The organism is Pseudomonas monteilii NBRC 103158 = DSM 14164, assembly GCF_000730605.1.
In the GTDB taxonomy this organism is placed as follows: Bacteria; Pseudomonadota; Gammaproteobacteria; order Pseudomonadales; family Pseudomonadaceae; genus Aquipseudomonas; species Aquipseudomonas monteilii.
In genome coordinates, this window is the sequence record NZ_BBIS01000063.1 from 1 (window position 1) to 26,914 (window position 26,914).

The following is a 26,914-nucleotide window of genomic DNA, read 5'->3' on the forward strand; positions in this document are numbered from 1 at the left end:
TTCGGTGCCCGAGACGTCTGGTTCGTCGTGGCGCTGCCGGTGTACCTGAGCACCGCGTTTGGCTGGGAATTCTGGCTGGTCGGCGGCTTCCTCGCCGTGTGGATCATTGGCTACGGCATCGTCCAGTCGTTTGCTCCTCACATCACCGGCAAGAAGCGTGGTCATGTGCCCGACGGCCGAGCGGCCTTCATTTGGGCTCTCGCCCTGGCCGGACTGCCTGCGCTTATTGCCGTGGGCCTATCAGCAGGCTGGTCGGCGCAGGTGGTGCTGCTCGGTGGGCTGATGCTGTTCGGCGTGCTGTTCGCGGTGAACTCCTCGTTGCACAGCTACCTGATCGTCAGCTATGCCAAGGAAGATGGGGTCTCGCTGGACGTAGGCTTCTACTACATGTCCAACGCCTTGGGGCGGCTGGTCGGTACACTGCTGTCAGGCTGGGTGTTCCAAGCCTATGGCCTGGAGGCCTGCCTGTGGGTTTCCAGCCTTTTCGTACTGGCTGCCGCGCTCATCTCGATCGGGTTGCCCAGACACAGCGAAATGGCGCAGAAGACCCACTGAGCACAGGGGAAGAGCGGAGGCACTCAAGCCTCCGCTTTCACCAGAAACTGCTCGATCTCAGCGACAGTGCTGCGGGCTGTGCGCGTCACCCCGATCAAGGTCGCGGATGCAGAGCCTGTCCACTCGCCATAACCCACGAGCCAAAGGCCAGGCTCATTCACTGCCCGTGTACCTGAAACTTCGACGCGACCGTCACCAGTGACTACCCCGAGCTCGCCAAGTGCCCCAGCGCCGGCTTGAATCCGGTGCACCAGATCACCGCATCGACTGCGGTCTCCGAGCCGTCTGCCCAGACCACTCCGTCGGGGGTGAAACGAACGAAAGGCCTCACTGCATGAAGAACGTCTCGCTCACGCGCCTCGACCACAGGCGTGACCATCACGATATCGCCCAGCCCACCGACTGGCTGGTCAATCACACGGCCCTCCATCTGCGCTTTCCAGCGCTCTGTCGCCCGTTCGAACAGCACTCGACCATCTACATCATCAGGCAGGAAGAGTGGCTCGGTGGGCGTATCCCAGTTCATCCGCTACTTGGGAAACCTCTGCGAGAATCTGTGCCCCGGAGTTGCCGCCGCCGACGACCAGGACCCGCTTGCCCGAGAACGCCTGCGGCTCAACATAGTGAGCTGAATGCAGCTGCTGGCCACAGAACAGCTTGGCACCGGGATAAGCAGGGATATTGGGGTTGCTCCAGGTGCCGGTGGCACTGACCACTGCTTTGGCATCCCAGTACCCGCGCTGGGAATGGACACGCAACGCACCGCCGAGGCGCTCGACGGAGGTGACCCGTACTGGCCGCTCAATAGGGAATATCCATTCCGGCAGCTTCGGAACTGTCACCTTGCGGCGTCGTGTCGATAGCGTGTGGGTGCTCCTCAGCCATAGTGAGTGCACCACTGGCGAGTCCGAAGCCCGCGCCTCAATCAGCCATTTTCTCAATACCCCAACCCATCTGCTTCCACTCCCTTCAGGTGAACGACGACGTGCTCCTCTAAGCAGAATGGGTAAGCGCACACCAAGCGTGGTGTTCAAATCACTATTTGATCCAAGCCGCCGTATTGGGGCGTGGGCGCTGAATCAACTGTATCTCGCACTGCCATCCCCAGACAGAAATTGGGTTCCCGATTGCCAGACTGAGAATTTTCACACCCGCCTTTGGGAGGCCCACCTGTTAGCGATATTTCGCGAACAGGGACTCTTGGTCACCCAGCCTAAAGAATCACCCGATTTTCACATCGAGAATAGGCTGGGAGATGAGGCCTGGGTTGAAGCAGTGACAGCCAACCCGGAAGAGCGGTATGAGCATTTTGGCGCCTCGCCGGTCCCCCCACCCGCTGACCGACATGAGCGCTTCTTAGGAGCGGCTGCAGAAAGGTTTGCGAGGACCATCCAAAACAAATTGGACAAGCGCTACGAATCCCTACCGCACGTGGAGGGTAAGCCGCTCATTCTGGCCTTAGCCGATTTCCATGCGCCCAGTTCAATGCTGTGGAGCAGGGAGTCGCTCATCAGCTATCTCTATGGCTTTGCAGTTCACTCATCTGCGCATCGTGGTACGCACCTGATAACTGTGGAGGAAGAGACATCTCTGCTATCAGGGCGCCCCAACGGCCTATTTACGCTAAGGGAAAATGCCCATCTTTCAGCGGTCATTTTCACCAATGCCTGCACAGTGCCAAAGCTCAGCCGAGTGCCGATCTCAGGTGGAGCTCATCTAGACGGGTACCGATACTTGCGGTTTGGTGAGTTTTTCGACCGTTCTCCAGGAGCATCACGAGGTATCCCATTTCTGTTGGATGTAGCGTCCAGCGACTACGGTCAGCTCTGGCCGCAATATGGCTACGAGCCGTGGTCTGCTGAAGTGGAGGTCTTCCATAACCCTATGGCACTACACCCGGTGCCTAATGAGTTGATACCAGAAGTCACCCACTGGAGAGAAGTAAACGGAAGAGTCGAGTCCGAATCTTTCTTTGATGTATCGATACTCCGATCCAGGACACTCGTCCTCAGTGCAAACGCTAAGGTTCCGTCACTCGATGAGTTGCTGACAGCAACCAGTCCTCCAGAGCTCTGACGGCGGCGGGGTGGCCGCATCTTTGCCACGCAGGTAGATGAGAATTTCTCAGCAAGCTACCCAGCCAGGGGAAGGACATGAGATCCCCTGCGCATTCAGGGCCGTTGAAGCGTCACCTCTCTTCGGGTAAAAGCATGACCGTTATACAACGCTACAACAGCGTCATACCCGAGAGCATAGGAAGAAAAAATGTCGATTCAAGGACTAAAACGATACTTTGGAAACAAGATTCACGCAGTGATAATGATGGCCCCGCTTAAGCGGGAAATGATACGCCTCGGTATATGCACCCTTATGGCGATTATTCTGAATATCATCTTGTATACCGGCGTTGAAGTAGACGGCACCATCAAGCCGTGGGCAGAAACCCCGATAAAACTATTTGCATCGTCGATGTTATTCGCCTTCATGATCAAGGCTTTTCTGCCAATTCTCGGCTGGACGATTCTGAAAGCAATGCTGTTGAGTGCGAACAATGCCTTCAGCGGCATCCTGAGTTTTTTGGGCAATCAGTTCACAGGCGTCATGTACTGTACCGGAATCATTATGGGTTCTATCACGATTAAATTGTATATGGTTTCCGGGGTTTTAGACTCTGAGTTTGCTTATCTGTCCGCAATCGTATTTACTTCCGGGATTTTATATTTCTATGTGCTGCAATGCGCCATTCAAAAAACAATGAGTCCAGCTCTGCGTACACCAGCAGTACCGCGTTAAGCCACTAGGCTGTGACTATTCATCTCTGGAGCTCAGTAGGCGCTCGCTCTGCTGAACCCTCACCCATACACAACCATTAATGGCCAGGCCCGCCTTCGACTTTATGAAGAAGGCGAGCGAGCACGTGACTGATTGCGCATGTATTCCGAGATGAGACTTCCGAAATTGATGTCCGCCTCTTCAACGAGAATATTGACGTGACAGTACAGCTCTTCAGGACCTCTGAGATAATTGAAAATCCTTGATCTAACGATGCCGCAAACCCCTTCTTTGACCGCCGTAGAGGGGAGGTTGATAACATCGCCAACGCACGGAATAAGAGCTAGGCCATGGTCGCTGTTGAAGACAATGTCAGCTGGACAGGCATTAATGCTGGCATCAGATTGCCCTTGCGAAACCTGCTGATAATCAATGCTATACCTCATGTACAGCCTACCTCATTTTTTGAGTGAGGAATCAGCGCCGCGGATCGTAAACAGAAACCTCAAGCTCGCAAGCGACGGGAATATGTAGCGGATTTTCGGTACTAGAGAGCTTGGCAACTATCGTTTTTCAAGCACATACCCTACGCCCCGAAGCGTATGTATCAGTTTGGTCTCGAAAGGGTCATCTATCTTGGCTCTGAGTCTTCGAATCGACACCTCTACAACGTTTGTGTCGCAGTCAAAATTCATATCCCAAACCTGCGAAATAATTTGGGTGCGGCTCAGCACCACACCGGTATTACGCATCAGGTAATGCAGTAACGCGAATTCTTTCGTGGTCAGGTCAATGCGCTGACCGTCCCTGAATGCCCTGTGCCGGCTCTGATCAAGCTCCAGGTCAGCGACGCGAATGACCTCTACGGATGCAGGGTGATCTGACCTGCGCATCAAGGCGCGAACCCGGGCCAGTAGCTCAGGAAACTCAAATGGCTTGATTAGGTAGTCATCTGCGCCGTTCTCCAGCCCCCGGACCTTATCCGCCAGCCGGCTTCTCGCCGTCAGCATCATGATGCGGGAAGGGCAATTTTTACGGCGCAACAACTCAAGGACCTGCCAACCATCCATCTCTGGAAGGTTTATATCGAGAATAATCAGCTCGTATTCGTGCTGTTTGGCCAAGAACAATCCATCAGAGCCGGTGTGAACGCAATCAACGACATAGCCACATTCCGTCAGACCTTGACGCACATACTCCGCAGTTTTTACTTCATCCTCAATTACCAGAATTCGCATGGGATTTTGTCTCGATATCACTGAGCAATTAACCGCGCACGCGCGCCGGCATTATTGAAAGGGATGGTAAATCAAAATGAGCGTGCCGGGGCTCAAATGACGGATTTGTAATTTCTAGGTAATACAGTTGATAGTCTGGCGGTATATCTTGTCGCGGTTTGGGTTTGACAGTTGCGGGCCCGCTCTCCAGCAGGTGATTTGACCTTATGAAGTATTGGGTTATTTTCTTCTTCGTGCTGGCTTCGTTCCGCTCAGATGACGGCGAGGTTGCTCACATTGAGGAAACTGGTCATTGGTGTAGCCATGAACTTCACCGGCATGCGATGCGTGCAATCGAACGCCTACTTGAATTCTAGGCAAAAAAAAGGCGCCCAATGGGCGCCAAATATCCACCTTTTACCAAAGGAGCACTTAAGCCACTCAAGGTGAATTCGTAATGCTCGTTTTACTAATAGGACCAGCTAAGGAATAACTGGTCCAGTTAGCGAATTACAGAATCGAAAGCGGGTACTCGATGATTACACGAGTTTCATCCAGATCCGATTCGAATGCAGTAGCACGCGTGGTTGCCTGGCGCAACCGGAAGGACAAGTCTTTTGCCGGACCGGTTTGGACAACGTATTTGACTTCGACGTCACGCTCCCAACGCTTCTGATTGTCGAGCGGGTTGCCGTTGTCGTCGGTGCGCATGTAGAACTGGTTAGCGTTCGAGTAATCCGCGCCCGAGCCTCTGGCGTAGCGGGTCATGAACGTCAGGCCTGGAATGCCGTAGCTGGTGAAGTTCAGGTCATAGCGCAGCATCCAGGAACGCTCTTTCGGCGAGTTGAAGTCGCTGTACTGGATGGAGTTGTCGACGAAAATCGAGTCCGACTGACGCAGATAGTCGAAATCGTCGTCGCCGTTGTTGCGCTGGTGCGACAGGGCCAGGGTGTGAGCACCGTAACGCACGCCGACCTTGGCACTCCAGATGTTGTTGTCGAATTCACCCAGGCGCTTCTTACCTTCATCTACGGCTTTGTAGTAGTTGAAGCCACCGATCAGAGCCAGATCGTCGCTCAGCGGGTAAACAACGCTGGTACCGGCGTAGTACTGATTCCAGACGTCTTTCAGCTGGCTGGCGTAGACGCTCACAGTCCAGTTGTCGTTGATCGAGTAGTCACCACCACCGTAACCGATCCATGGCGAGTTGACCGGGCCGCCGTAGAAGGTCACGAAGTTGTCGTTCAGGTCACTGGAGAGTGGCTGGCTCATGGCGTGCAGTCGACCACCCTGAAGGGTGAGGCCTTGGATGCTGGTGTTCTCAACGGTCACGCCGCGGAAGCTTTCTGGCAGCAGGCGAGAGTCACCGGATGCAACGACCGGAGTCGATGGGAAAACATCACCCACTTTCACGATGGTATCGAACAAGCGGACTTTGGCTGCGCCGCCGACCTTGGTGTATTCGTCGCGAGCTTCGCCCTTGTTATCAACGGGTAGCACATCGAAGGAGCTACGGCCGCCGTTGCGGCCATCACCGGTGTCGAGCTTGAGGCCGATCATGGCGAAGGCATCAACGCCAAAGCCAACAGTACCCTGGGTAAACCCAGAGTTGAATTTGCTGATGATCGCGTGCGCCCAGGCTTCGGAGTAGCCGTTGGTATTGCCCTTGCCACTGTTGTAAGTGGGGGCCGAGCTGTCGCGATTATCACGGTTGAAGTAGAAGTTACGGTTCAGCACTGTAAGGCTGCTGCCTTCAATGAAGCCTTCTGGCTTGTCTTCAGCCTGTGCCGAAACAGCATAGCTTCCAGACAGCGCAGAAACTGCCGCCAAATACAGTGGTACTTTGATTTTCATCCGATGCTCCTTTGATTCACGGCAGTTTTTATTATGTTTACCTGCGCGGGTGTCGTTAATTGTTCTGACCCGGCGGCGCGCCTAGCGTAGCGCGAGCTCATATTTGCAGGCCGAAGATAACGGGAGGGTGATAGAACAATTACAATTTCGTCATCTGTCCGTTATTTGGCACCTTCGCGCCGCGTGTTTGCCATCTCCGTTGCTTGTAACGAAATCCTAGTACCGGGTTAGATTTCCCAGTATTTACGGGCATTACAGCGCTTTCTTACGAAATTGTAATTTTCTAGCCACCCCTCTGATAGCTACCGCTCTTTAGAGTGCCATCACCTAATCAAGTGGGGCTTGGCAGCTGTTTCGGCGTTCTCGCCAAGCTTTATCGAAGTTTGTGCACGAGGACCATCAAAGTGCCCCGGTATAACCGCAATGTCTTATCCAAGACCTCTGTCTCGCCCTGGAAGATCGCTGCACTCTGTGCAGTCATTTCTGGACTGATGGCACCTGCAGCTCTTGCCCAAAGCATCAGCTTGCCCCAGGCGCTTTCGACGGCCATGGATGCCAACCCTGACCTGGCCGCGGCCCGGCAAGAGATTGGGATCGCTGATGGTGCTCGCAAGCAGGCCGGGCTTATCCCCAACCCCACTATTTCGTACGACGTAGAAGACACCCGTCGTAACACCAGCACGACGACCGTGTCGCTTAGCCAGACCCTGGAACTGGGTGGCAAGCGGGGAGCTCGTGTTGACGTCGCCACTTACGGGCAGACCGCCGCACAGCTGGAGTTGGACCGTCGCGTGAACGGTCTGCGTGCAGACGTCGTGCAGGCCTTTTACGCCGCATTGCGGGCCCAGACAGGCCTTGACCTGGCCAAGCAATCTCTCGAACTGACTGAGCGCGGTCTCCGCATCGTCGATGGCCGTGTTCGCGCAGGTAAATCGTCTCCGGTAGAAGCCACCCGTGCCCAGGTGCAACTGGCCGAGGCCAAGCTGCAAGTTCGACGCGCCGAAACAGAGAAAGCAACCGCTTACCAACAGCTCGCTCAAATTACGGGCAGCTCAGTCACCGTGTTTGATCGACTCGAATCGCCAACCCTATCTCCGGGCTTGCCGCCTCGTACTGAAGATCTACTGGCAAAGCTCGACCAGACCGCAGAAATGCGCCAGGCCGTGGTACAGATCGACAAGAGCGATGCCTCGCTCGGCTCAGAGAAAGCTCAGCGTATCCCGAACCTTACTGTCAGCGTAGGTAGCCAGTACGACCGCTCTGTACGAGAGCGAGTCAACACTGTTGGCCTGTCTATGCCTTTGCCGCTGTTTGATCGCAACCAGGGCAACATCCTTTCCGCTTCTCGACGTGCAGATCAGGCCCGAGACCAGCGCAATGCCGTGGAGCTGCGCCTGCGCACCGAAACCCAAACCGCGTTGAACCAGTGGTCCACCGCCATGCAGGAGGTCGAGTCCTACGACAAGACCATTCTGCCGTCAGCCCAACAAGCCGTAGAGACAGCAACCCGCGGCTTCGAGATGGGCAAATTCGGCTTCATCGAAGTGCTGGATGCCCAGCGCACCTTGATCGTCGCTCGTGGCCAATACCTCGAATCGTTGGCAGCGGCGACCAATGCGCGTGCGCAGGTGGAAAGGGTTTATGGCGAAGTCGGCTCAACTGCCGGCGCTCGCTGAACGGGCCAAACATTTTCTTCGGCACACAGCCTTGAACAAGCCGGTGCCTACGATTAGCAGGAGTAGCAATGGATAACAAACGCAAGATCGCCCTCGCGGTAGCCGCTGTGGCAGCCCTCGGATTTGGCAGCCTTGCCTGGAACAACAGTTCCGGACAGCAGGCCGCCAGTACCGCCGAGCATGGCGCTAACGATGGTCATGGCGACGAAAAGAAAGCCGCATCTGCCGCCAAAGAGGAAGGTGATGAGGGCCATGGTGAAGAAGGTCACAGCGAAGAGGGTGGTGAAGAAGAGGGCAAGCTGAGGCTCAGCGCTGAACAGATCAAGGCAGCCGGCGTTGCTCTCGAAGCTGCAGCACCCCGTGACTTGGGTACAGTCGTGAGCTTCCCGGGCGAAATTCGCTTCGATGAAGACCGGACCGCCCACGTAGTTCCTCGTGTTCCTGGCGTTGTTGAGACTGTCCAAGCCGATCTGGGTGAGACGGTCAAAAAGGGTCAGGTCCTCGCTGTAATCGCCAGCCAGCAGATCTCTGACCTGCGCAGCGAACAACAGGCCGCACAGCGTCGCGTCGAACTGGCGCGTGTGACCTTCGAGCGTGAGAAGCAGCTGTGGCAGGACAAGATTTCCGCAGAGCAAGACTACCTCCAAGCACGCCAAGCGCTGCAAGAAGCGGAGATCTCCTTGGCCAACGCCAAGCAGAAGGTCGGTGCGATCGGTGCTTCGGTTAACTCCGTTGGCGGTAATCGTTACGAACTCCGAGCCCCTTTCGACGCCGTGGTGGTGGAGAAACACCTGACCGTTGGCGAAGTCGTCAGCGAGGCGACCAACGCCTTCATCCTTTCCGACCTGAATCAGGTCTGGGCAACCTTCGCCGTCCCGCCTACAGATCTGGGCAAAGTCACGACTGGTCGTGCGGTGAAAGTCTCTTCGCCTGACATGAACGTCGAGGTCGAAGGGAAGGTGGGTTATGTCGGGAGCCTGCTGGGCGAGCAAAACCGTGCAGCTACTGTCCGCGTCACCTTGACCAACCCCAACGGTGCCTGGCGTCCAGGCCTGTTCGTGAACATTGCGGTCACTTCCCAAACCGATCGAGTTGCCGTAGCGGTCCCTGAGCACGCAGTGCAGACCGTTGAAGACAAACCCTCGGTATTCGTACGCACCCCAGATGGGTTTGACACCCGCCCGGTAAAACTGGGTCGTCGCGATAATGGGTACGTGGAAGTCATCGACGGTATTGAAGCCGGCGCCCAGGTAGCAACCAGTGGCAGCTTCACACTCAAGTCCGAGCTCGGCAAAGCTTCTGCCGAACACGGTCACTGATGCGAACTGACAGGATGATTTCTCATGTTTGAACGTATCATCAGATTCGCCATCGAGCAGCGCATCGTAGTAATGATCGCTGTTCTGATCATGGCGGGTATCGGTATCTACAGCTATCAAAAGCTGCCCATTGATGCGGTACCCGATATCACCAACGTCCAGGTGCAGATCAACACTGCAGCGCCTGGCTATTCGCCGTTGGAAACCGAACAACGGATCACGTTTCCAGTTGAAACAGCAATGGCCGGTCTCCCGGGCCTTCAGCAGACCCGTTCCCTGTCTCGCTCTGGCCTGTCTCAGGTCACCGTGATCTTCAAGGATGGCACTGACATCTTCTTTGCCCGTCAGCTGATCAACGAGCGACTGCAGGTTGCGAAGGAACAGCTGCCAGATGGCGTGGAAGCTGTCATGGGGCCTGTTTCCACCGGTCTCGGTGAGATCTTCCTGTGGACCGTTGAAGCCGAAGATGGCGCGGTCAAAGAGGACGGTACGCCGTACACCCCGACCGACCTGCGCGTGATCCAGGACTGGATCATCAAGCCTCAGCTGCGCAACGTCCCGGGTGTGGCCGAGATCAATACCATCGGCGGCTATGCCAAGCAGTTCCTGGTTGCGCCGGATCCAAAGCGCCTGGCTACCTACAAGCTGACCCTCAATGACCTGGTTGCAGCGTTGGAAAGTAACAACGCCAACGTCGGCGCCGGCTACATCGAACGTAATGGTGAGCAGTTGCTCATCCGTGCGCCCGGCCAGGTAGGCAACATCGACGACATAGCCAACATCGTGATCACCAGTGTGGATGGTGCACCGATTCGTATCAGCAGCGTTGCTGACGTCAGCATCGGTAAAGAGCTCCGTACAGGTGCTGCTACTGAGAACGGCCGCGAAGTCGTGCTCGGTACCGTGTTCATGCTGATTGGTGAAAACAGCCGCACCGTATCTCAAGCTGTCGCCGCCAAACTGGCGGACATCAACCGCACCCTGCCAAAGGGCGTGGTGGCCGTGACCGTTTACGACCGTACCAACCTGGTTGAAAAAGCCATCGCGACGGTGAAGAAGAACCTGGTGGAAGGTGCGATTCTGGTAATCGCCATTCTGTTCCTGTTCCTCGGCAACATCCGTGCGGCACTGATCACCGCGATGGTGATTCCGCTGTCCATGCTGTTCACCTTCACAGGCATGTTCAACAACAAGGTCAGTGCCAACTTAATGAGTTTGGGGGCACTCGACTTCGGCATCATCGTCGACGGTGCCGTGGTTATTGTAGAAAACGCGATCCGTCGACTGGCTCATGCGCAGCATAAGCATGGCCGCATGCTCACCAAAACTGAACGCTTCCACGAGGTCTTTGCCGCGGCGCGAGAAGCTCGCCGGCCGCTGATCTTCGGTCAGCTGATCATCATGGTGGTTTACCTGCCGATCTTCGCCCTCACCGGCGTCGAAGGCAAAATGTTCCACCCGATGGCCTTCACCGTTGTGATGGCGCTGTTGGGTGCAATGATCCTGTCTGTTACCTTTGTTCCTGCAGCTATTGCCATGTTCGTCACTGGCAAGGTGAAGGAAGAAGAAGGTGTGGTCATGCGCACAGCTCGACTGCGCTATGAGCCGGTTCTTCAATGGGTGCTGGGACATCGGAACATCGCTTTCTCGGCCGCAGTAGCCTTGGTCGTACTGAGCGGCGTGCTGGCAAGTCGTATGGGTAGCGAGTTCATCCCAAGTCTCAGTGAGGGTGACTTTGCGATGCAGGCCATGCGTGTGCCTGGAACGAGCCTCACTCAGTCCGTCGAGATGCAGCAGCGTCTGGAGAAAGCGGTAATAGCGCAGGTGCCTGAAGTCGAGCGTATGTTCGCACGTTCGGGTACCGCGGAAATTGCATCTGACCCGATGCCACCGAACGCCTCCGACGCCTACATCATGCTCAAGCCTCAGGATCAGTGGCCTAACCCCAAGAAGCCTCGCGATGAGCTGATTGCTGAGGTGCAGAAGGCTGCAGCGGGTGTTCCAGGAAGCAACTACGAGTTGTCGCAGCCAATCCAACTGCGTTTCAACGAGCTGATTTCGGGCGTGCGTAGTGACGTCGCTGTGAAGGTCTTCGGCGATGACATGGACGTACTCAACAATACCGCCAACAAGATCGCGGCAGCGCTCAAAGCGGTACCGGGCTCGTCGGAAGTGAAAGTTGAGCAGACATCCGGCCTGCCGGTGCTGACAATCAACATCGACCGCGAGAAAGCAGCACGCTACGGCCTGAACATCGCGGATGTTCAGAACTCGATCGCTATCGCCGTGGGTGGTCGCCAGGCCGGCACGCTGTATGAGGGCGACCGTCGGTTCGACATGGTAGTGCGCCTGCCTGAGACCGTTCGCACCGACGTAGCGGGGATGTCCAGTTTGCTGATTCCGGTGCCTGCCAATGCGGCTCAGGGTGCCAACCAGATCGGTTTCATCCCGCTGTCGCAGGTCGCTAATCTGGACCTGCAACTGGGCCCGAACCAAATCAGCCGCGAGAACGGCAAGCGTCTAGTAATCGTCAGCGCCAACGTTCGAGGCCGTGACCTGGGATCCTTCGTTGAGGAGGCGACCGCTTCGCTGGATCAGAAGGTGCAAATCCCTGCGGGCTACTGGACGACTTGGGGTGGCCAGTTCGAGCAGCTGCAGTCGGCTGCCAAACGGCTGCAGATCGTTGTTCCAGTCGCCTTGCTGCTGGTCATGACCTTGTTGTTCCTGATGTTCAACAACCTGAAGGACGGCATGCTGGTCTTCACCGGTATTCCATTCGCACTCACCGGTGGTGTCGTGGCGTTGTGGCTGCGGGACATCCCTCTGTCGATCTCGGCAGGTGTCGGCTTCATTGCACTGTCCGGAGTTGCAGTACTGAACGGCCTGGTGATGATTGCCTTCATCCGCGGGCTAAGGGAGGAAGGGCGAACGCTCAGGCAGGCAGTCGATGAAGGTGCATTAACCCGTCTGCGACCTGTTCTGATGACTGCCTTGGTGGCGTCCCTGGGCTTCATCCCGATGGCCCTGGCCACCGGTACCGGTGCAGAAGTTCAGCGGCCTCTGGCGACGGTGGTGATTGGCGGGATCTTGTCTTCCACCGCGCTGACGTTGCTGGTACTGCCAGCCCTGTATCACTGGGCGCACCGCAAGGATGAAGATGGTGAGGAGGCTGAGGCGGTTAGCTGATAGCCGCCGCTAAAGAGAAGCCCACAACACGCGTTGTGGGCTTTTTTGTTTTATATGAGGTAGATGCGCTTACCTTTCAAAATTGTAAGTTTCTCGTCATGCCGGTGATGCCTGTGCATTGCTAAAGTTACGCCCGAGAAGATTTGAATTTGAGAGGTTCTTATGAAAAAGCTAATTATTGCCGCTGCACTTGTTGTGTTCTCGATGGCTTCGCAGGCTAACACTTTCTCTGAAAGCCAGCAGTTGCAATACACCAAAGAGCACCAAGCTGCGGTGGCCAAGTATGCCGAGAAGAATGGCAAGCCTATGCCGGAGATTCAGGATTACAAATATGGCATGAAGATAGACGTTGCTAAGTTTGTACGTCAGTCGCAGGACCCCCGTACCTGCCAGGTCTACCCACGGTTGATGACTTTCGAGGACTCCCAGGGCACGCTCAAGACTGTTCGTTACTCGATGTATTCGCAATGCATCAACAACAAGTAGTAAACGATTTGAACAGAACAATTAGAGAATTCATAAATGCCAGGCAGCGCCTGGCATTTTTTATTACGCCCGATGCTCCATAGCTTTGAAATATTAACGCCTGGGCCGGGGCAAACCGTGCAATAGGTCTTAGCTAACCAACCGCGACGGCTCCCAACTGCAGAGGGCAATTGGAAGCCTTGACCCCAGAAGGGACGAGTTATGAAAAGTTTGCTTGAACGCCCAGACGACCAAGCAGGGCACAAAGGCCATAGCCACGAGCATGGCAGTATCTTCGGCATGAATACCGAGCTGGTCTTCGCGCTGATCTGTGGTGTGCTGCTCGGTGCCGGAGCTCTCGCAGGAAAGCTCGGGCTGATCGATAGGCTGTCACTGGTTCTGTACGTATCTGCCTACGTGTTCGGTGGATGGTTCACTATCAAGGAAGCGATCAGCAACATCCGCCAGAAGCGCTTCGAGATCGATTCGCTGATGCTTCTCGCCGCAGCCGGTGCCGCGAGCATCGGCGCCTGGGCTGAGGGGGCTCTGCTGCTGTTCCTGTTCAGTCTGGGGCATTCCCTTGAAAGCTACGCGATGGGGCGGGCCAAGAAAGCGATTGAGGCACTGTCCAAGCTCGCACCGGCCACGGCGATCGTACGCAGAGCAAATGGCACGACGGAAATGCCGGTGGAACTGCTGGTTCCCGGTGACGTTGTCATCGTGCGCCCAAATGACCGCCTGCCGGCCGATGGTTTTGTAGTCGTGGGCTCCTCAAGTATCAACCAGGCGCCAGTGACCGGTGAAAGCGTCCCCGTGGACAAGCAACCTGTCGCTGATGTCGAGCTCGCACGTAGTAAGCCAGATGCAGTTGATGCAGCTTCGAAAGTCTTCGCCGGCACCATCAATGGCGAAACTCTCATCGAGGTTGAGGTAACACGGCGCTCCACTGAAAGTACCTTGGCGCGGGTCATCAAGATGGTCAGTGAAGCCGAAGTCAGGAAGTCACCGACCCAGCAGTTCACGGACCGCTTCCAGCGGGTATTCGTCCCGGTAGTTTTGCTGCTGGTAGTAGGGCTGCTGTTTGCCGGCATTTTTCTTGACGAGCCTTTCCGTGACTCGTTCTACCGGGCGATGGCCGTTCTGGTTGCAGCCAGCCCCTGCGCGCTCGCGATCGCTACACCAAGCGCCATTCTCTCTGGCATCGCCAGGGCAGCCCGAGGTGGCGTGCTGATCAAGGGCGGTGCGCCACTTGAAGAGCTTGGCGCCTTGAATGCCATGGCATTCGACAAGACCGGTACCCTGACCGAAGGGCGCCCACGCATTACCGATGTAATACCCGTGGGCGGCACGCAGATCGAGGATCTACTAAACGTCGCCATCGCTGTGGAGTCGATGAGCGACCATCCGCTGGCTGCGGCAATTGTGCGTGACGGTGAAGAGATGATTGGCACACGGCGCCGAATCCAAGCCAAGAACATGAGCAACATGATTGGCCGCGGCGTGCGTGCTGAGCTTGATGGGCAGTTCGTCTGGATTGGCAAGGTCGAGATGTTCGGTACCAATGGTATTCCCGCACTGAGCAAGGCTGCCCTGGAGGCTGCAGAGCGTCTACGTCAGTCGGGCCGCACAACCATGGTGATTCGTCGTGCTGACAAGGATCTGGGCGCTATCGGGCTATTGGACACACCCCGAGAGGGGGCCAAAGAGGCACTCCAGAAACTCAGAGAGATGGGCATCGACCGCATGGTCATGATTTCTGGAGACCACAACCGCGTTGCAGAGGCGGTAGCCAAACAAGTTGGCTTAGATGAGGCGTGGGGAGACCTGATGCCGGAAGACAAGGTCAAGGCCATCAAGAACCTGCGCCTTAGCGCCAAGGTGGCCATGGTGGGTGACGGCGTGAATGACGCCCCTGCCATGGCCAATTCGAGCGTTGGCATCGCAATGGGGGCTGCCGGATCTGACGTCGCCTTGGAAACAGCTGATATCGCGCTTATGGCTGACGACATCAGGCAACTCCCATTTGCGGTGGGTTTGAGCCGTCACACGCGATCGATCATCCGCCAGAACCTGTTCGTCAGCTTGGGGATTGTGGCCATCCTGGTTCCGTCGACCATCATGGGCTTGAGCATTGGTGCTGCTGTTGCAATCCATGAGGGCTCCACATTGTTGGTCGTCTTCAACGCCTTGCGGTTGTTGGCCTACCGCAGAAGCACCTGATCCCTGAGCTTCAATCATGAAGCTAAGCAGGGAAATGACCTGAAGTAGAAGTATGGGTCGTGCGCGATCAGCGCACGACCCATACTTTTTCTCACTCGTCGATCCCGATGCGCTTGAGGCTTTCAAGGGCCTTTCCACATTCAGGTGAGCCGTGCCGTAAGCCGCAGGCCAACGCAGCTTTGAGGCTCATGACACCGGCTACGAAACCGACTTGATTGCCGACCCCGTGTCCGTTCGCAAATCCCTGATCATACGCAATCTCCACAAGTGCATTGATCGCCGCCAGGGTGTCTTGTTTGTTGGTACTGTTCTGCATATCTACTCCGCGAGCATTCAGCTCATATCGCTCGGTTAGATGGCGGCGCCTTCAGTTTTGGGGTGAGCGAATCCCGCTCCCATAGCCAATCCCTAACGGGGGGCATAGCCCGCCACCGTAAGGAAAATCAGCTATTGAGAGCAGGTGACTCGTTTTGGTCACCCGTACTGCTCGCCTCACCGCATTGGCACTGAGTGGGTACATCCGGATAGCCGCTGTGTTTCTCGACGAACAGCGTTTGGCAGGTGGTGCACCCATAAATCCGCGGCAGAGACTTCAGACCACCTGGCAGCACATCGCTCAAGGGCTCGTTACGCCAAGGAGCCCCGTCAAGGATCTGGGTGCGAAGGATATTTCCCAGCCGCCAGGTATTAGTTTGTGCGCTCCAGGACCACATTGGCGCCGAAAGCGAATACTGGATGAAGGTCTCCTCCGGCTGCTTGGAGAGCATCGAGTACTTGGGACGGGCCCAGCCGGAATCGATGATGCTGAAACCCATGCCCATCTCAGCACTCGGATAGGTCTGCTCACCGAAGAAACGGTCGTGAGTCGCGGGAGCCGTAGCATGATGGTCAGTCGGCGGAAATACCCATAAGTAGCACTCGCTTCGGGTCACCATTTCAACGAGTTGGCTCTGTCCCCGTAGAGGGAAAGCTGCAGCCAGGGCGAAGCGATCTTTCCACGTGTTTTTCGGAGGCGGTGCCATTCCCGCCGCTATGGCCAGCGTCGCCGTTTTCGGGACGAACCGATCGCCGAGCTCGTTCAGATCCAGATTCTTGCAGAGGGCCTTGAAGGCCTTTTTACGAGTCGTCGAAGTAAAGGAGGGGTCGAGGAGCAGGCGAACCTGGTTCACGCCGATCCCTGAAGCTCGTAGCACCTCGATGACTTCTTCAGCCGCGCCGACTGCTTGAAGATCGGTCAATCCCAAGCACTTTTTCGCTCGCTCGATCGTCTCGTAGAGGTTGTACTGCCTGTCGCTATCACGGCGCACCTGGATTGACAGTTTGTCTTTGGAGGCAACTTCCGGGGCGACGGAACCAATGGCAGCGTGGAGCAGCTGGTGAATGTGCTGGTGAGGGTACGGGCGGCCGGAAGCCGAGAATGAGGCGTGCAGCTGAGCAGCGAGAGGTTGAAGCAGCTTTTTGGCAGACATGACTATCCCCTAATGAGCGACGTTGGGGTAGCTGCGCTTGTAGGGCCGTTAGACGCGAAGCTGGACGTCGAATCAGGTTCAATCATGAGTAGGAGTCAGGTTTGATTTGCTTGCACGGCCACCATGCAAATCCCGACGCGGCAATCTCACCAGATTCGCCGAGCTTTGGCAAGAGAGGTCATCGTAAGCGAATGGAGGTAGGAGGAGGGCGCTCCATGCTTGATCACGTCAGAAACACGAAAGCCGGAAGCACATTGAGCGCTTCCGGCTTTCTCACGTCAGACTGATGAGAGGGATCAGAAGACGTATTGCAGGCGGGTCACGATGGCATTGCCGCCGTCGTCGCCCACGGTATTCTCGTTGTTGTCGGTGCGCACGTTGATGTAGTTGGCACTGACTTTCACGGCCTCGTTGACGTACCAGTTCACACCCAACGTGTGGCTTTTGGCCTTGCGCTCGTTCGACTGGTCCGCAGCGGTGACCAGGTTGCCATCTTCGACCTTGATGTCGTCAAAGCGATAGAAGACTTCCCAGGCACCCAGTTCCTTGTTCTGTGGTTTGATAGTGTCGAATTTGGCACCGTCAAGCTTGTAGATGCGCGGCTCGCCGGTCAGCGTGTACGCCATCTGGGCGTAATAACCAGAGGCCTTCAGGTCATTGCTGGCCTGGTCAGCTTTCAGCTTGCGGCGAAGGTACTCGGCCTGAACCGAGAATGGGCCGGTGGCCCAGGCGCCCTCAAGCCCCCAAACCGAATCGTCCTTCCACAGTCCGTCCTGTGCTGCCGCACCGCCAAAGAGCATGCGGTTGCCGTTCGTGCCGGCATCACCGCCACCATTGGTATCGACGCCACGGACACCGAGGCGTGAGCGAATCCGAGTATCAACTGCGCTGTCCTTGAGGTCGCGATAGGCGTATTGGGCGCCGACGTGCAGGACATTCCCATCCGTGTTCAATGGAGCGAAGACACCACGCACGTTGTAGCGCTTGGTGCTGTCACCATCAGAATTGTTGTTGGTTTCGCTGAAAACGCTACCGGACACGTAAGCCATGTCAGCGATGGTGCTGGTGGCCTGGATACCCATGCCAGCGTTGTCGTTGATCCAGTCCGCCAGGTCGTACGAGAGGTTCCGCTCCATGGCGGTGGTCCACTTCGAACTGGTGGCTTTCTCAAGACCGAAGTCGGTGTAGAAACGGCCGAAGCGCAGTTGGACCGGCTTGAAACCGGTGTAGGTCAGGCTGGCTTCGTCGAAGTAGCCGTCGGAGTCGTTGCCCGTGTTGCGGGAGAGGTCGTAGTTGACCTGGTACTTCCAGTCTCGGTACAGGGTGCCGCCGAACTCAATGTAGGCTCGACGGAAGTAAGCCGCATCCGCGGTATCGCCATTCTTGGTGAAAACGCCATCGAATCGGCCGTAATCAGCCTGGACTCGACCGCCCAGTTTGAAACTGAATTCCTTGTCAGTAGTCGATACTTCAAGACCGCCCTTGGTCTTCAGAACGAGATCAGCCCCGTCAGTGGTTACTGTTCCGGAGAATGCTTGCGAGGAAAATGTGCCTACTATTGCGGCAGCCAACAGCTTTTCCCGCATGTTCGAAGAACGGATCATTGCTTGCCTCTCGTATGTTAAGTGCTTAGCTACCGACGTTGTATTTCGCCCTGCGTCGGCCTAAATTTATCTTGCAGATGGGAGCAGGCCACGGTTGTCACCTGCTGTAACAAGATGCCTTTGTTCTAAGCACTCTGACTAGATTGCAAGCGAATATGACAGTTGTGTTTCTATAGTGTTAAGGGGAAATTTTTAAACCTAACAAAACTGTTACCGAACAAGCCAGTCCTTCTTATCAAAAAAGCTCTTCTTGATCAATCTTCGGATTCCCAGAACGTGCGGATTACGGACAAGCTTCGTTTTGATAACAAGAAAGACATCTTTCTCCTCCAGATCGTCCAAAAAGCCCGGCACCGGCAGAATGTTCCTCTCCATCTTTCGACTGTAGTCGGGCAGCACACCGATACACGCGCCCCCTACGACAAGGCCACGGGATAAGCTATAGCTCTTTACCCGAGTGGTACCGCCCTGATGCTCAGCCATTATCGATGCCCACTTTCGTGAGCCCGCCAAGATCTCTTCATCCCAAGGGACAACGAGCATGAAGTTGTGCAAATCCAGGCTCTGCACTGGTAGGGTGACGCTCCTTGAGTAGCGGCTGGAAATGAACAGCGCGTGCCCAATCCGGCCGAGCCGTTCAAACCTATACGTAGGATGGCGATCAAAAGCGCCCTCATCATCTGGGCTCACGAAAGCGATACCCACATCGACTTCACACTCAGAAAGCATCTGCGTTGTGCACTCTGAATGGATTTCCAGCCGCATTTCGGCATGATCGCGTACGTAGGCGACTAGATCGCGGTTCACGATGTCGCTCAGCACTGGCTCTGTGATCGCGATGGTAAGCCTGGAGTCCTCCTTTTCACCAGACTTGCCCAGGCCTTCAGGGCCGAAGAGTTGGCACAGGTACTGGCTGACCCTCTCGCCTGTCCGGGTCAGAGCAAGCTTGTTGTGCTTGTAGACAAACACGGGAGCACCAATGTGCTCTTCCAGTTTCTCCAAGCGTTTGCGAAGGCCTACCACTGGCACATTGAGCCCTCGGGCAGCCTGTTTGAAACTGGCACAACGTGCTGTTGCGAAAAACTCTACGGCCAGCTGATCATCAATTGGCAGATCATCCAATATGTCAGGACTGTAAGAAACAACGCTGCTTGTATATGTTTCATTTTGTGTAACCATTCGATCCCCCTTCATTCGGGGAATCTAGCTCAATGTCGTCTGACATTTCCTTATCTTGACAACATTGTAATGCACAGGTCATGCGTGCGTTATTGGCAGGCCTTTATTTCAAAAGCGTAATCCTCAGGCAATCCCTCTGATATTGTAGCGTGCTAGTCTAGTGCGCCAACTCATTACTTATCATATATAGATTCAGCTAATTAAGCATTTACATTTAGTTCACTGTTTTTTCACCTTTGCCTCCATAGGCTTTGGCCATGGAAAATCAAAACCCACCTCTTATTACCTTACTAATTCGTTATCTGGGGATCGGCTTCATAGCAACGGGAATCCATTACGTGGTGTTCCTAGTGCTGGTTACGACAGAATTTGCTACTCCGTTGCTGGCCAGTATCTGTGGCGGCATGGTTGGCGCAATCGCAAGCTTTATTGGAAATAGGGCGCTCTGTTTTGTGGCAGATGGCTCTCGTAAGTTTCAGCCTGTCAGGTTTGCACTGGTCGCGTTAGCCACAAACTTCGGCAATGGCGTGGGTATGTGGTTCCTCATCAAGTCGAATCTGTCACCGCTTATCTCCCAAGTCCTAGTGACCTTAAGCCTCACTGCACTTGGATTCATTGCACATCGTTTTTGGACATTCAATCATGCAGACATTACATCGCTTTCCCGAGCGCCCTGATCCCTTGTTAACCATCGTGGTCCCTTGCTTCCAGGAAGAGGAAACCATCCCCGAGTTCCACCAGCGAATCACCCGCGTGGTTAAGCGCTTACCCGTCTCCTGCGAAATCCTCTATGTCGACGACGGCAGTAGTGACCGGACAGCCGACATTCTTCGCCACTATCAGGATGGGTCATCTGTACGTTGCCTGTCCCTGAGTCGCAACTTCGGTAAAGAGGCTGCACTGAGTGCCGGGATAGATCATGCCCGTGGCAGTGCGCTGATTTTCATTGATGTCGACCTGCAGGATCCACCAGAGCTCATTGCGGCCATGGTGGACTACTGGCAACGCGGCTACGACGTAGTGAACATGCAGCGCAACTTGAGAATCGGTGATTCGTGGTTCAAGCGCATGAGTGCCCGGGCTTACTACTGGGTCATGCAGCGCCTGGTGGAGAAGGTGGACATGCCGGCCGATGTCAGCGATTTCCGATTGATTGGGCCTGCGCCGCTGGCAGCACTGCGGGCGCTGGACGAACGCTCCAGGATTCTCAAAGGCATGATCGGCTGGGTAGGCTTTCGTACTATCGAACTGCCCTACAATCGCACTGTTCGCCATGCCGGGAGCACCAAGTGGAATGCATCTGGCCTGTTCAATCTGGCCATCGAGAGCATCGTCAGCTTCTCTCGCAAACCGCTGCGCATTTTCAGCCTCATCAGTTTCGGACTATTCGTCTCCAGCATCTGCTACATGCTCGCGTCGCTTGTGGCAGGCAGTTTCGACATCCATCACCTGATCGTCGGAATGGCTTCATTCATGTGCGTCGGTGTCGCCATGGTGGGAGAGTACCTGGGCGTGACACTCGCGGAAGTGAAGCGCCGGCCTCTTTATTTCCTGAAGCACAGCAACAAGGTAGATCCCGTGTCACTCCACCCTTCGATGGCTTCGATCGAGGGTAAGAAATGCTGAATCTGAAGAACGAGAGGACGCTGTGGTTGATCCTGGGTTCGATTTTGCTATTGCGCTTGGTGGGGCTGGGCATCTACCCGCTGATGGACACATCTGAGGCCCGCTACGCTGAAATGGCTCGCAAGATGGTCGAGTTGAATGACTGGATCACGCCCATGTTCGACTACGGGATACCATTCTGGGGCAAGCCTCCGTTGTCCTTCTGGACTCAGGCCGCGAGCATGACGGTCTTCGGCGTTAACGAGTTCGCTGCGCGTTTCCCAGCGTGGCTACTACACCTGGCAAGCTGTTTCATCATCATCAAACTCGGTACGCAGCAGATTTCTCGTAACGCCGGCATCTGGGCTGCCATTATTTTTTCCAGCACCACACTTGGCCTGGTCTCCAGCGGTGTTGTGCTGACTGACCCTGTTTTGTCGTTCTCGATTCTGCTGGCCAGCTACGGTTTCTGGCGTTGGATGAAGTGCGCCAGCAAGGCGGATGCCTACCTGATGTTCGCAGGTCTCGGGCTGGGCTTGCTTGCCAAAGGGCCGCTGACCCTTGTGCTTATGGGGGCGCCGGCATTCGCCTGGTTCGTTATCTACAAGGAATGGGGACGGGTACTGAGGCTTCCCTGGATTAGCGGCCTTGTGCTCATGTTCGGTATATCCGTGCCGTGGTATGTCGCGGCCGAAATGAAAACGCCCGGCTTCATGGAGTACTTCTTCGTTGGTGAGCACTGGAGCCGCTACGTCGTCAGTAACTGGGCAGGGGACCTCTATGGTAGTGCTCATGCCAAGCCGTACGGCAGCATCTGGATCCAGCTCGGATTGTCGCTACTGCCATGGGCCTTGTTCCTACCACTGTTGATCCGCAAGCGTGGATCGATGCAGCGCTTCGAAGCCTACCTCTGGCTGTGGGCCTTGGCGACACCGGTCTTCTTCACATTTGCAGGCAACATTCTGTGGACCTACCTGCTACCCGCGCTGCCAGCGTGGGCCTTGCTGCTGTCTGCACGGGTCAGCGAAGTTGGCCCGAAGACCACCTGGGCTGCCGCTGCGAGCGCATTGGTGTTGCCAATCATCGGTGCGGGCATCATCTACGCCGGGGTACTAGAGGAGCGACCTCAGAATCAGCGAGATGTGGTTCAAGCCTGGCTCAATGTGCAGTCTGCTCATTCCGCTCCCCTGATCTATCCTGGCCGCCGCTCATACTCGTCGGAGTTTTACAGCAGCGGGAAGTCCGAGAACATCAAGGATCCTGCCAAGTGGCCGCAGGATGGCTCGTTCTATCTGTCCAGGCGCTTGCGAGACAGCAAGGATGGTCTGCCCGCTGATCTAGCTTGCACATCGATTACCGAAGCGAACGCCAGCCAGCTCCTGCTGTGCCATTGGAAGCGTACCGCACAAGGTGCCGAGGGTCTGGCCGGAGAAAGCAATGCGGAAACGCCTCGCAAGAACGAAGGCTAAATTCTAAGCACAAAAAAGCCAGGTTTTACCCTGGCTTTTTTGTCGATTACTTTCGTCATTTGAAGTCCTATTTAACCGCCGATTAATTGTCGGCTTGTTCCTTACCATCCTTGCTTTCTTTCTTTTGCTCTTGAGCGACTTGTTGTTTGTTCTGGTCCGAAGAGTCATCGCTCCATAGGCGAGCCTGTTCGGTTCGGAAGTTCTCGTTGAACTGTTTCGCTCGCTCGAAGCCGCCTTCAGCGTAAGCGGTACCCATGAGACCCAGCAGCAGGCTGCCAATAGCGATAGACTTGACAAATTTCATTGTGAACCTCGGTTCATACTAGGCCTACCTGATTAGCGGCCTTTGTTGGTTTGTAGTTTAGGAACGCGAAGCTAACGACAAGGTGAGTCAATAATTACAATTCCGTAATTTTGGCTGCAGATAGGATGCGTTAAATCGTCAAATCTGGAAGGATCATGTCTATCTCGGCACTGTCGAGGGCGACTTCGAATTTTGTCTTAAATTACAATTTTGATATCTAGCGCGTTAATTCAGCGCGGCGTTGTTGGCCGCCCTAGGAGATAGCCATGAATGACATAGAGCCCTGGGCAGTTGCTATCGGTGACTTTCGCCGCTGCACTGAAAAACTCACTGTCCAACTCGACGAGCTGACCTCGCAGACGCGCACCTCCAGCGCTGTTCTGGAGAGGTCGAACGAACTGGTGGAACAGGTGGACGCTGTCGGCCGGCAGATTCAGGAGGAGGTGCGAAAGGCGGAGAAGGCTTGGTCGAATGCGGAAGAAGTTGCCTTGCGCGCCGCTGCATCAGCATATTCAGCTGCATGCCGCGGAGTCGAAACCGCCATCCAGCCACTGATTTCGGAGCTTACAGCAGCGACAAAGGCCGCGGACGCCTCTATCCAGGAGCTCAAGCGTGCACCGGTGCTGGCCAAGCGTTATGTGATGGTGGTTGCCACGGCGTTCTTCATTCTGGCGCTGATCTGTGTCTACTCGACAATGCGCCTGATCGATGCCGCCGGCAGCGTAAGTGCTCAAGAGAAAGTGAATGCTCAGTACTTCTCCCACCTGTGGAAGAATGCCAATCCTGACGAGCAGAAGATCATCAAGTCGGTGATTCTGCGGTCGCCCATGGACCCTGTGGTCCTCCGGCACTGATGCATTGAGGCAAACAAAAAGGCCCGTCGATTGACGGGCCTAATCGTGTCTGCGCAATTTAAGCGGCGGTCATTGCCGGCTGCATTTGCTGGGCTGCGGGAAAGTGAAGGTGGAACCACGTGAAGTTTTCTTCGGTCACCTCCACGCTCGCCGACCCTTGGTGCAGGCTCATGATCGACTGCACAATGGCCAAGCCAAGACCGGTACCGCCTTCGCTCCGTGCTCGGCTCTTGTCCACACGGTAGAACCGCTCAAACAAGTGCGCATGGTGTTCCTTGGCAATACCGCGGCCGGGGTTGCCGACACTCAACGTCGTACCGCTCGCACTATGCTGCACCTTCACGTAGACCGTGCGGCCGCGAGGGCAGTAACGGATCGCGTTCGAGACCAGATTCGAGACGGCACGTTGAACCATCAGGCGGTTCCCGCGCACCACGTCATCACTGCCAGAGATCTGCAGCTGGATCTCGCCTTCTTCTGCCGAAATGCTGAAGAGATCGCACACTCGCTGAACCTCGTCCACCAAGGAAACGGGTTCGAACTCCACCATGGATGCTGGATGACTGACCTGGGCCAAGAACAGCATGTCGGAAACCATGCGGCTCATGCGGTCCAGCTCTTCTGTGCACGACTCTAGAACCTCCCGGTACTCGGAAAGCGATCGTTCTCTGGTCAAGGCAACCTGGGCCTTGCCCATTAGGTTGGAGAGCGGTGCCCGAAGTTCGTGAGCAAGGTCGTCAGCAAACTGCGAGAGCTGCTGAACCCCATCATCCAGGCGAGCCAGCATGATGTTGATACCGTCGGCGAGCTTCTTGAGTTCTGCAGGCATCCCATCAGTTGGAAGGCGATGGTCGAGGCTCTCGGTTGAGATCTTCGACGCGATCTTGAGGAACTTGGTCAGTGGCAGCAGGCCTCTGCGCACGGTCCACCAACCAATGGCTAGGATCAACGCGAGGATGACAGGGGACATCATTAGGCCCCAGGTTAACAACGCATCGAGTAGGGCTTCATTGGATGACTGATCAGCAGTCATGTAGACGCCGACCTCCGTACCATCGCCCAGAGTCATGGCCTGAGAAGCACTGAGCAGGGGGCGTCCGTTATAGTCGCTCCACTCATATTCCGTGGTCTGCGCCGCAGCCTGGAACCTATGAACCTCTCGATTGATCTGTTTGGAACCGATGGTGAGTAAAGGATCTTCACTCTCTGCGGACCTGTAGATGCTTACGTAGAGGTTGTTCTGGCCTGTGACCAAATCCACCAGCTTGTGCGAATCTGAACTGACATCGGCAATATCAGTGATTTCGGAAAGGCTGTGCGCCATTGCCTCCATTTTGACGCCGAGATCGATGCGAGCATTTCTATCCAGTGCTTGCCCAACCATCATGTAACCGAAGGTAGCGAACATCAGCAGCAGCGCTGCGCTCATCAATCCAACTTTTAGTCCCAGCTTTGCAGCCAGGCTGAATGGCCTCATGCGCGTTCCTCAAAAACGTACCCAACGCCACGAAGCGTGTGAATGAGCTTGGTTTCAAACGGGTCATCGATCTTCGAGCGCAAGCGCCGGATGGCTACATCGATGACATTGGTGTCGCAGTCGAAATTCATATCCCAGACCAACGAGATGATCTGAGAGCGAGTCAGCGCTTCGCCCGTTCGGCTCATGAGCAGGTGCAAAAGCGCAAATTCCTTGGTGGTGAGATCGATTCGTGTGCCACCGCGGAAAACGCGATGGCGGACGGAGTCGAGTTCTAGGTCGGCAATTTTCAGCGAGCTCTTCTCTACTAACTCATCACCACGGCGTTGCAGCGAACGGATGCGTGCAAGCAGCTCAGGGAATTCGAATGGCTTAACAAGGTAGTCATCCGCGCCGCCGTCCAAGCCCTTGAGCTTGTCATTGATGCGTCCGCGGGCGGTCAGCATGATGATGCGGACCCGGCTGCTCTTGCGGATGGTTTCCAGCAGATCCCAGCCGTCGATACCTGGGAGGTTCACGTCCAGCAGGACCAACGAATAGACATGAGTGTTGAACAAGTGCAGGGCATCTACACCGTTGTGCACGATATCTACGACATACCCGCTTTCGGATAGGCCCTGCTGAAGATATTCGGCAGTTTTAATTTCGTCTTCCACAACTAGAACGCGCATAACTTATCTCAAGGTGTGAGGAAGGAGTTGGCCTAATCCGCCATGGTTGCAGGCTGTTCGAAAGTTTGGCTGGGGTATGGCATGTGGTAGTCGCTACCTCTGTCCATACGCCGGGTCACCTGAGGACGCTTGAATCTTAACGCGAAGAAGCTGGCCGCGGCGAAATCCTACAAATTTGTAATGTAGCCGCAAGATTTCTGACAGTCATGCAGGCTCCACCCTTGAGCTTAGCGGATTCTGGGGCCTGCAACGGTGTACGACAGCTTCGCCTGACGGGTGGAATCGGCCAGGACAGGCAGCATTTCTGCCGCTAGCTGGCGGGACTGGTACTGGCCTTGGATCGAGTGCCATGCAGGCAGTCCCCATGGACGGCCCCAAACCCCTGCGCCTTTCTGTGAATTAGTTCACGCGAGGGCTCAGTATTCTCTCGAATAATTATCTTACAATCTATTACATGTCCAAATTGTAATTGCGCGATCATCTTGGTGTTAGCCTCCTTTGCTAGTTTAACGGCAGCGTAAGAGGCATTGCTGCTTTGGAAATTGTCTCATTTCAAAGCAGCTTGGCAAGAGCGACGGGCAGTTGTTCACGCCAGTGCATTCACCTGTAAACCATACGCTCCTTTGGTAGGTGAATTTTAGCGCCCCCCTACGGGCGCTTTTTTATTAAGGGACTTCTTATGAACACTACTGTATCAGCGATCGCCGTGTTTATGCTCTTTACATCACTAACAGCCAATGCCCAAAGCGGTATGGAGATCAATCAACGCATTGAGCGATCTGCTAGAGAGGCTACTGCGGATTATGCTCAGCGCGTAAAAAAGCCGATGCCTCAGCTTGAAGACTACGCCTATGGCATGGACCTTGACGTTAGTAAGTTGGTGTATGTATCGCCCAGCGTGCGGTACTGCGGTAACGTGAGAAGCATGATGACCTACGAAGACTCAAAGGGCGAACTACATATGGTTCGCTACCTGGTCAAAGGTGAGTGCATCAATAGTCGTTGAACGGCCCCTGAA

General features: G+C 55.4%; 23 protein-coding genes and 1 pseudogene. 13 read left to right on the plus strand and 11 right to left on the minus strand.

Annotation, left to right across the window (positions count from 1 at the left end):
- Positions 1-555: MFS transporter (locus tag PM2_RS26665; RefSeq protein WP_042132610.1), on the plus strand; the 555-nt coding region annotated here is incomplete at its 5' end.
- A 23-nt stretch (positions 556-578) separates the two neighbouring features.
- Here the strand turns inward: PM2_RS26665 and PM2_RS26670 are convergent.
- A pseudogene (locus tag PM2_RS26670) lies at positions 579-1,367 on the minus strand (NAD(P)-binding domain-containing protein); the annotation flags it as partial.
- A 31-nt stretch (positions 1,368-1,398) separates the two neighbouring features.
- On the opposite strand from PM2_RS26670, the gene PM2_RS30400 reads away from it, so the two are divergent.
- Together PM2_RS30400 and PM2_RS26675 are read left to right on the plus strand one after the other, a co-directional pair.
- Positions 1,399-2,631: a hypothetical protein gene (locus PM2_RS30400; RefSeq protein ID WP_231995379.1), complete on the plus strand. Its 1,233-nt coding sequence runs from the start codon at positions 1,399-1,401 to the stop codon at positions 2,629-2,631.
- A 189-nt stretch (positions 2,632-2,820) separates the two neighbouring features.
- Positions 2,821-3,348 carry a hypothetical protein gene (locus tag PM2_RS26675; protein ID WP_004577223.1) on the plus strand — a complete coding sequence of 176 codons (528 nt, stop codon included), beginning with the start codon at positions 2,821-2,823 and terminating at the stop codon, positions 3,346-3,348.
- Positions 3,349-3,449: 101 nt separating this feature from the next.
- On the opposite strand, the gene PM2_RS30405 is transcribed toward PM2_RS26675, so the two are convergent.
- From PM2_RS30405 to PM2_RS26685, 3 genes are all read right to left on the minus strand, one after another.
- Positions 3,450-3,773 carry a hypothetical protein gene (locus PM2_RS30405; protein WP_080574869.1) on the minus strand — a complete coding sequence of 108 codons (324 nt, stop codon included), beginning with the start codon at positions 3,771-3,773 and terminating at the stop codon, positions 3,450-3,452.
- Between the two features lie 117 nt (positions 3,774-3,890).
- Complete coding sequence (locus PM2_RS26680) at positions 3,891-4,565, minus strand: heavy metal response regulator transcription factor (protein ID WP_003253420.1); 675 nt, start codon at positions 4,563-4,565, stop codon at positions 3,891-3,893.
- A 489-nt stretch (positions 4,566-5,054) separates the two neighbouring features.
- Positions 5,055-6,398, minus strand: a complete 1,344-nt coding sequence (locus PM2_RS26685) for an OprD family porin (RefSeq protein ID WP_004576051.1) — start codon at positions 6,396-6,398, stop codon at positions 5,055-5,057.
- Positions 6,399-6,802: 404 nt separating this feature from the next.
- Here PM2_RS26685 and PM2_RS26690 point away from each other — a divergent pair, with 404 nt between their 5' ends.
- The 5 genes from PM2_RS26690 (at position 6,803) to PM2_RS26710 (ending at position 15,264) form a co-directional block, all read left to right on the plus strand.
- A complete protein-coding gene (locus PM2_RS26690; protein ID WP_016487022.1) occupies positions 6,803-8,074 on the plus strand; it encodes a TolC family protein in 1,272 nt (423 codons plus the stop codon).
- Positions 8,075-8,142: 68 nt separating this feature from the next.
- Positions 8,143-9,393, plus strand: coding sequence for an efflux RND transporter periplasmic adaptor subunit (locus PM2_RS26695; RefSeq protein WP_004576054.1), 1,251 nt, complete (start codon positions 8,143-8,145; stop codon positions 9,391-9,393).
- Positions 9,394-9,417: 24 nt separating this feature from the next.
- Complete coding sequence (locus tag PM2_RS26700) at positions 9,418-12,579, plus strand: CusA/CzcA family heavy metal efflux RND transporter (RefSeq protein WP_004576055.1); 3,162 nt, start codon at positions 9,418-9,420, stop codon at positions 12,577-12,579.
- A gap of 162 nt (positions 12,580-12,741) precedes the next feature.
- The gene (locus PM2_RS26705) at positions 12,742-13,065 is read left to right on the plus strand and encodes a DUF2790 domain-containing protein (protein WP_004576056.1); all 324 of its coding nucleotides are present in this window, start codon (positions 12,742-12,744) and stop codon (positions 13,063-13,065) included.
- A 201-nt stretch (positions 13,066-13,266) separates the two neighbouring features.
- The gene (locus tag PM2_RS26710; RefSeq protein ID WP_004576057.1) at positions 13,267-15,264 is read left to right on the plus strand and encodes a heavy metal translocating P-type ATPase; all 1,998 of its coding nucleotides are present in this window, start codon (positions 13,267-13,269) and stop codon (positions 15,262-15,264) included.
- Positions 15,265-15,355: 91 nt separating this feature from the next.
- Here the strand turns inward: PM2_RS26710 and PM2_RS26715 are convergent, their stop codons facing one another.
- From PM2_RS26715 to PM2_RS26730, 4 genes are all read right to left on the minus strand, one after another.
- Entirely contained in the window at positions 15,356-15,580 is a 225-nt protein-coding gene (locus PM2_RS26715) for a hypothetical protein (protein WP_004576058.1), read from the minus strand.
- A 127-nt stretch (positions 15,581-15,707) separates the two neighbouring features.
- On the minus strand, positions 15,708-16,733 hold the full coding sequence (locus PM2_RS26720; protein ID WP_028700006.1) for a hypothetical protein: 1,026 nt from the start codon (positions 16,731-16,733) through the stop codon (positions 15,708-15,710).
- A 296-nt stretch (positions 16,734-17,029) separates the two neighbouring features.
- Complete coding sequence (locus PM2_RS26725) at positions 17,030-18,337, minus strand: OprO/OprP family phosphate-selective porin (protein WP_016487023.1); 1,308 nt, start codon at positions 18,335-18,337, stop codon at positions 17,030-17,032.
- Between the two features lie 210 nt (positions 18,338-18,547).
- Positions 18,548-19,516 carry a LysR family transcriptional regulator gene (locus PM2_RS26730; protein WP_004576061.1) on the minus strand — a complete coding sequence of 323 codons (969 nt, stop codon included), beginning with the start codon at positions 19,514-19,516 and terminating at the stop codon, positions 18,548-18,550.
- A 257-nt stretch (positions 19,517-19,773) separates the two neighbouring features.
- On the opposite strand from PM2_RS26730, the gene PM2_RS30410 reads away from it, so the two are divergent.
- Genes PM2_RS30410 through PM2_RS26740 form a run of 3 tightly spaced genes read left to right on the plus strand, consistent with a single transcriptional unit; the run spans position 19,774 to position 22,590 of the window.
- Positions 19,774-20,193 carry a GtrA family protein gene (locus PM2_RS30410; protein WP_004576062.1) on the plus strand — a complete coding sequence of 140 codons (420 nt, stop codon included), beginning with the start codon at positions 19,774-19,776 and terminating at the stop codon, positions 20,191-20,193.
- Entirely contained in the window at positions 20,159-21,142 is a 984-nt protein-coding gene (locus PM2_RS26735) for a glycosyltransferase family 2 protein (protein ID WP_033726583.1), read from the plus strand. The genes PM2_RS30410 and PM2_RS26735 overlap by 35 nt, the downstream gene beginning before the upstream one ends.
- The gene (locus tag PM2_RS26740) at positions 21,136-22,590 is read left to right on the plus strand and encodes an ArnT family glycosyltransferase (RefSeq protein WP_042132611.1); all 1,455 of its coding nucleotides are present in this window, start codon (positions 21,136-21,138) and stop codon (positions 22,588-22,590) included. Before PM2_RS26735 ends, PM2_RS26740 begins: the two co-directional genes overlap by 7 nt.
- 82 nt (positions 22,591-22,672) lie before the next feature.
- Here the strand turns inward: PM2_RS26740 and PM2_RS26745 are convergent, their stop codons facing one another.
- Complete coding sequence (locus PM2_RS26745; RefSeq protein ID WP_003253450.1) at positions 22,673-22,894, minus strand: hypothetical protein; 222 nt, start codon at positions 22,892-22,894, stop codon at positions 22,673-22,675.
- A 266-nt stretch (positions 22,895-23,160) separates the two neighbouring features.
- On the opposite strand from PM2_RS26745, the gene PM2_RS26750 reads away from it, so the two are divergent.
- The gene (locus PM2_RS26750; RefSeq protein WP_004576065.1) at positions 23,161-23,748 is read left to right on the plus strand and encodes a hypothetical protein; all 588 of its coding nucleotides are present in this window, start codon (positions 23,161-23,163) and stop codon (positions 23,746-23,748) included.
- Positions 23,749-23,806: 58 nt separating this feature from the next.
- Here PM2_RS26750 and PM2_RS26755 read toward each other — a convergent pair whose 3' ends face one another.
- Positions 23,807-25,225: a heavy metal sensor histidine kinase gene (locus PM2_RS26755; protein WP_004576066.1), complete on the minus strand. Its 1,419-nt coding sequence runs from the start codon at positions 25,223-25,225 to the stop codon at positions 23,807-23,809.
- Positions 25,222-25,896: a heavy metal response regulator transcription factor gene (locus PM2_RS26760; RefSeq protein WP_016487025.1), complete on the minus strand. Its 675-nt coding sequence runs from the start codon at positions 25,894-25,896 to the stop codon at positions 25,222-25,224. The genes PM2_RS26755 and PM2_RS26760 overlap by 4 nt, the downstream gene beginning before the upstream one ends.
- Positions 25,897-26,575: 679 nt before the next feature.
- On the opposite strand from PM2_RS26760, the gene PM2_RS26765 reads away from it, so the two are divergent.
- Positions 26,576-26,902: a DUF2790 domain-containing protein gene (locus tag PM2_RS26765; protein ID WP_004577661.1), complete on the plus strand. Its 327-nt coding sequence runs from the start codon at positions 26,576-26,578 to the stop codon at positions 26,900-26,902.
- Positions 26,903-26,914 lie beyond the last annotated feature (12 nt).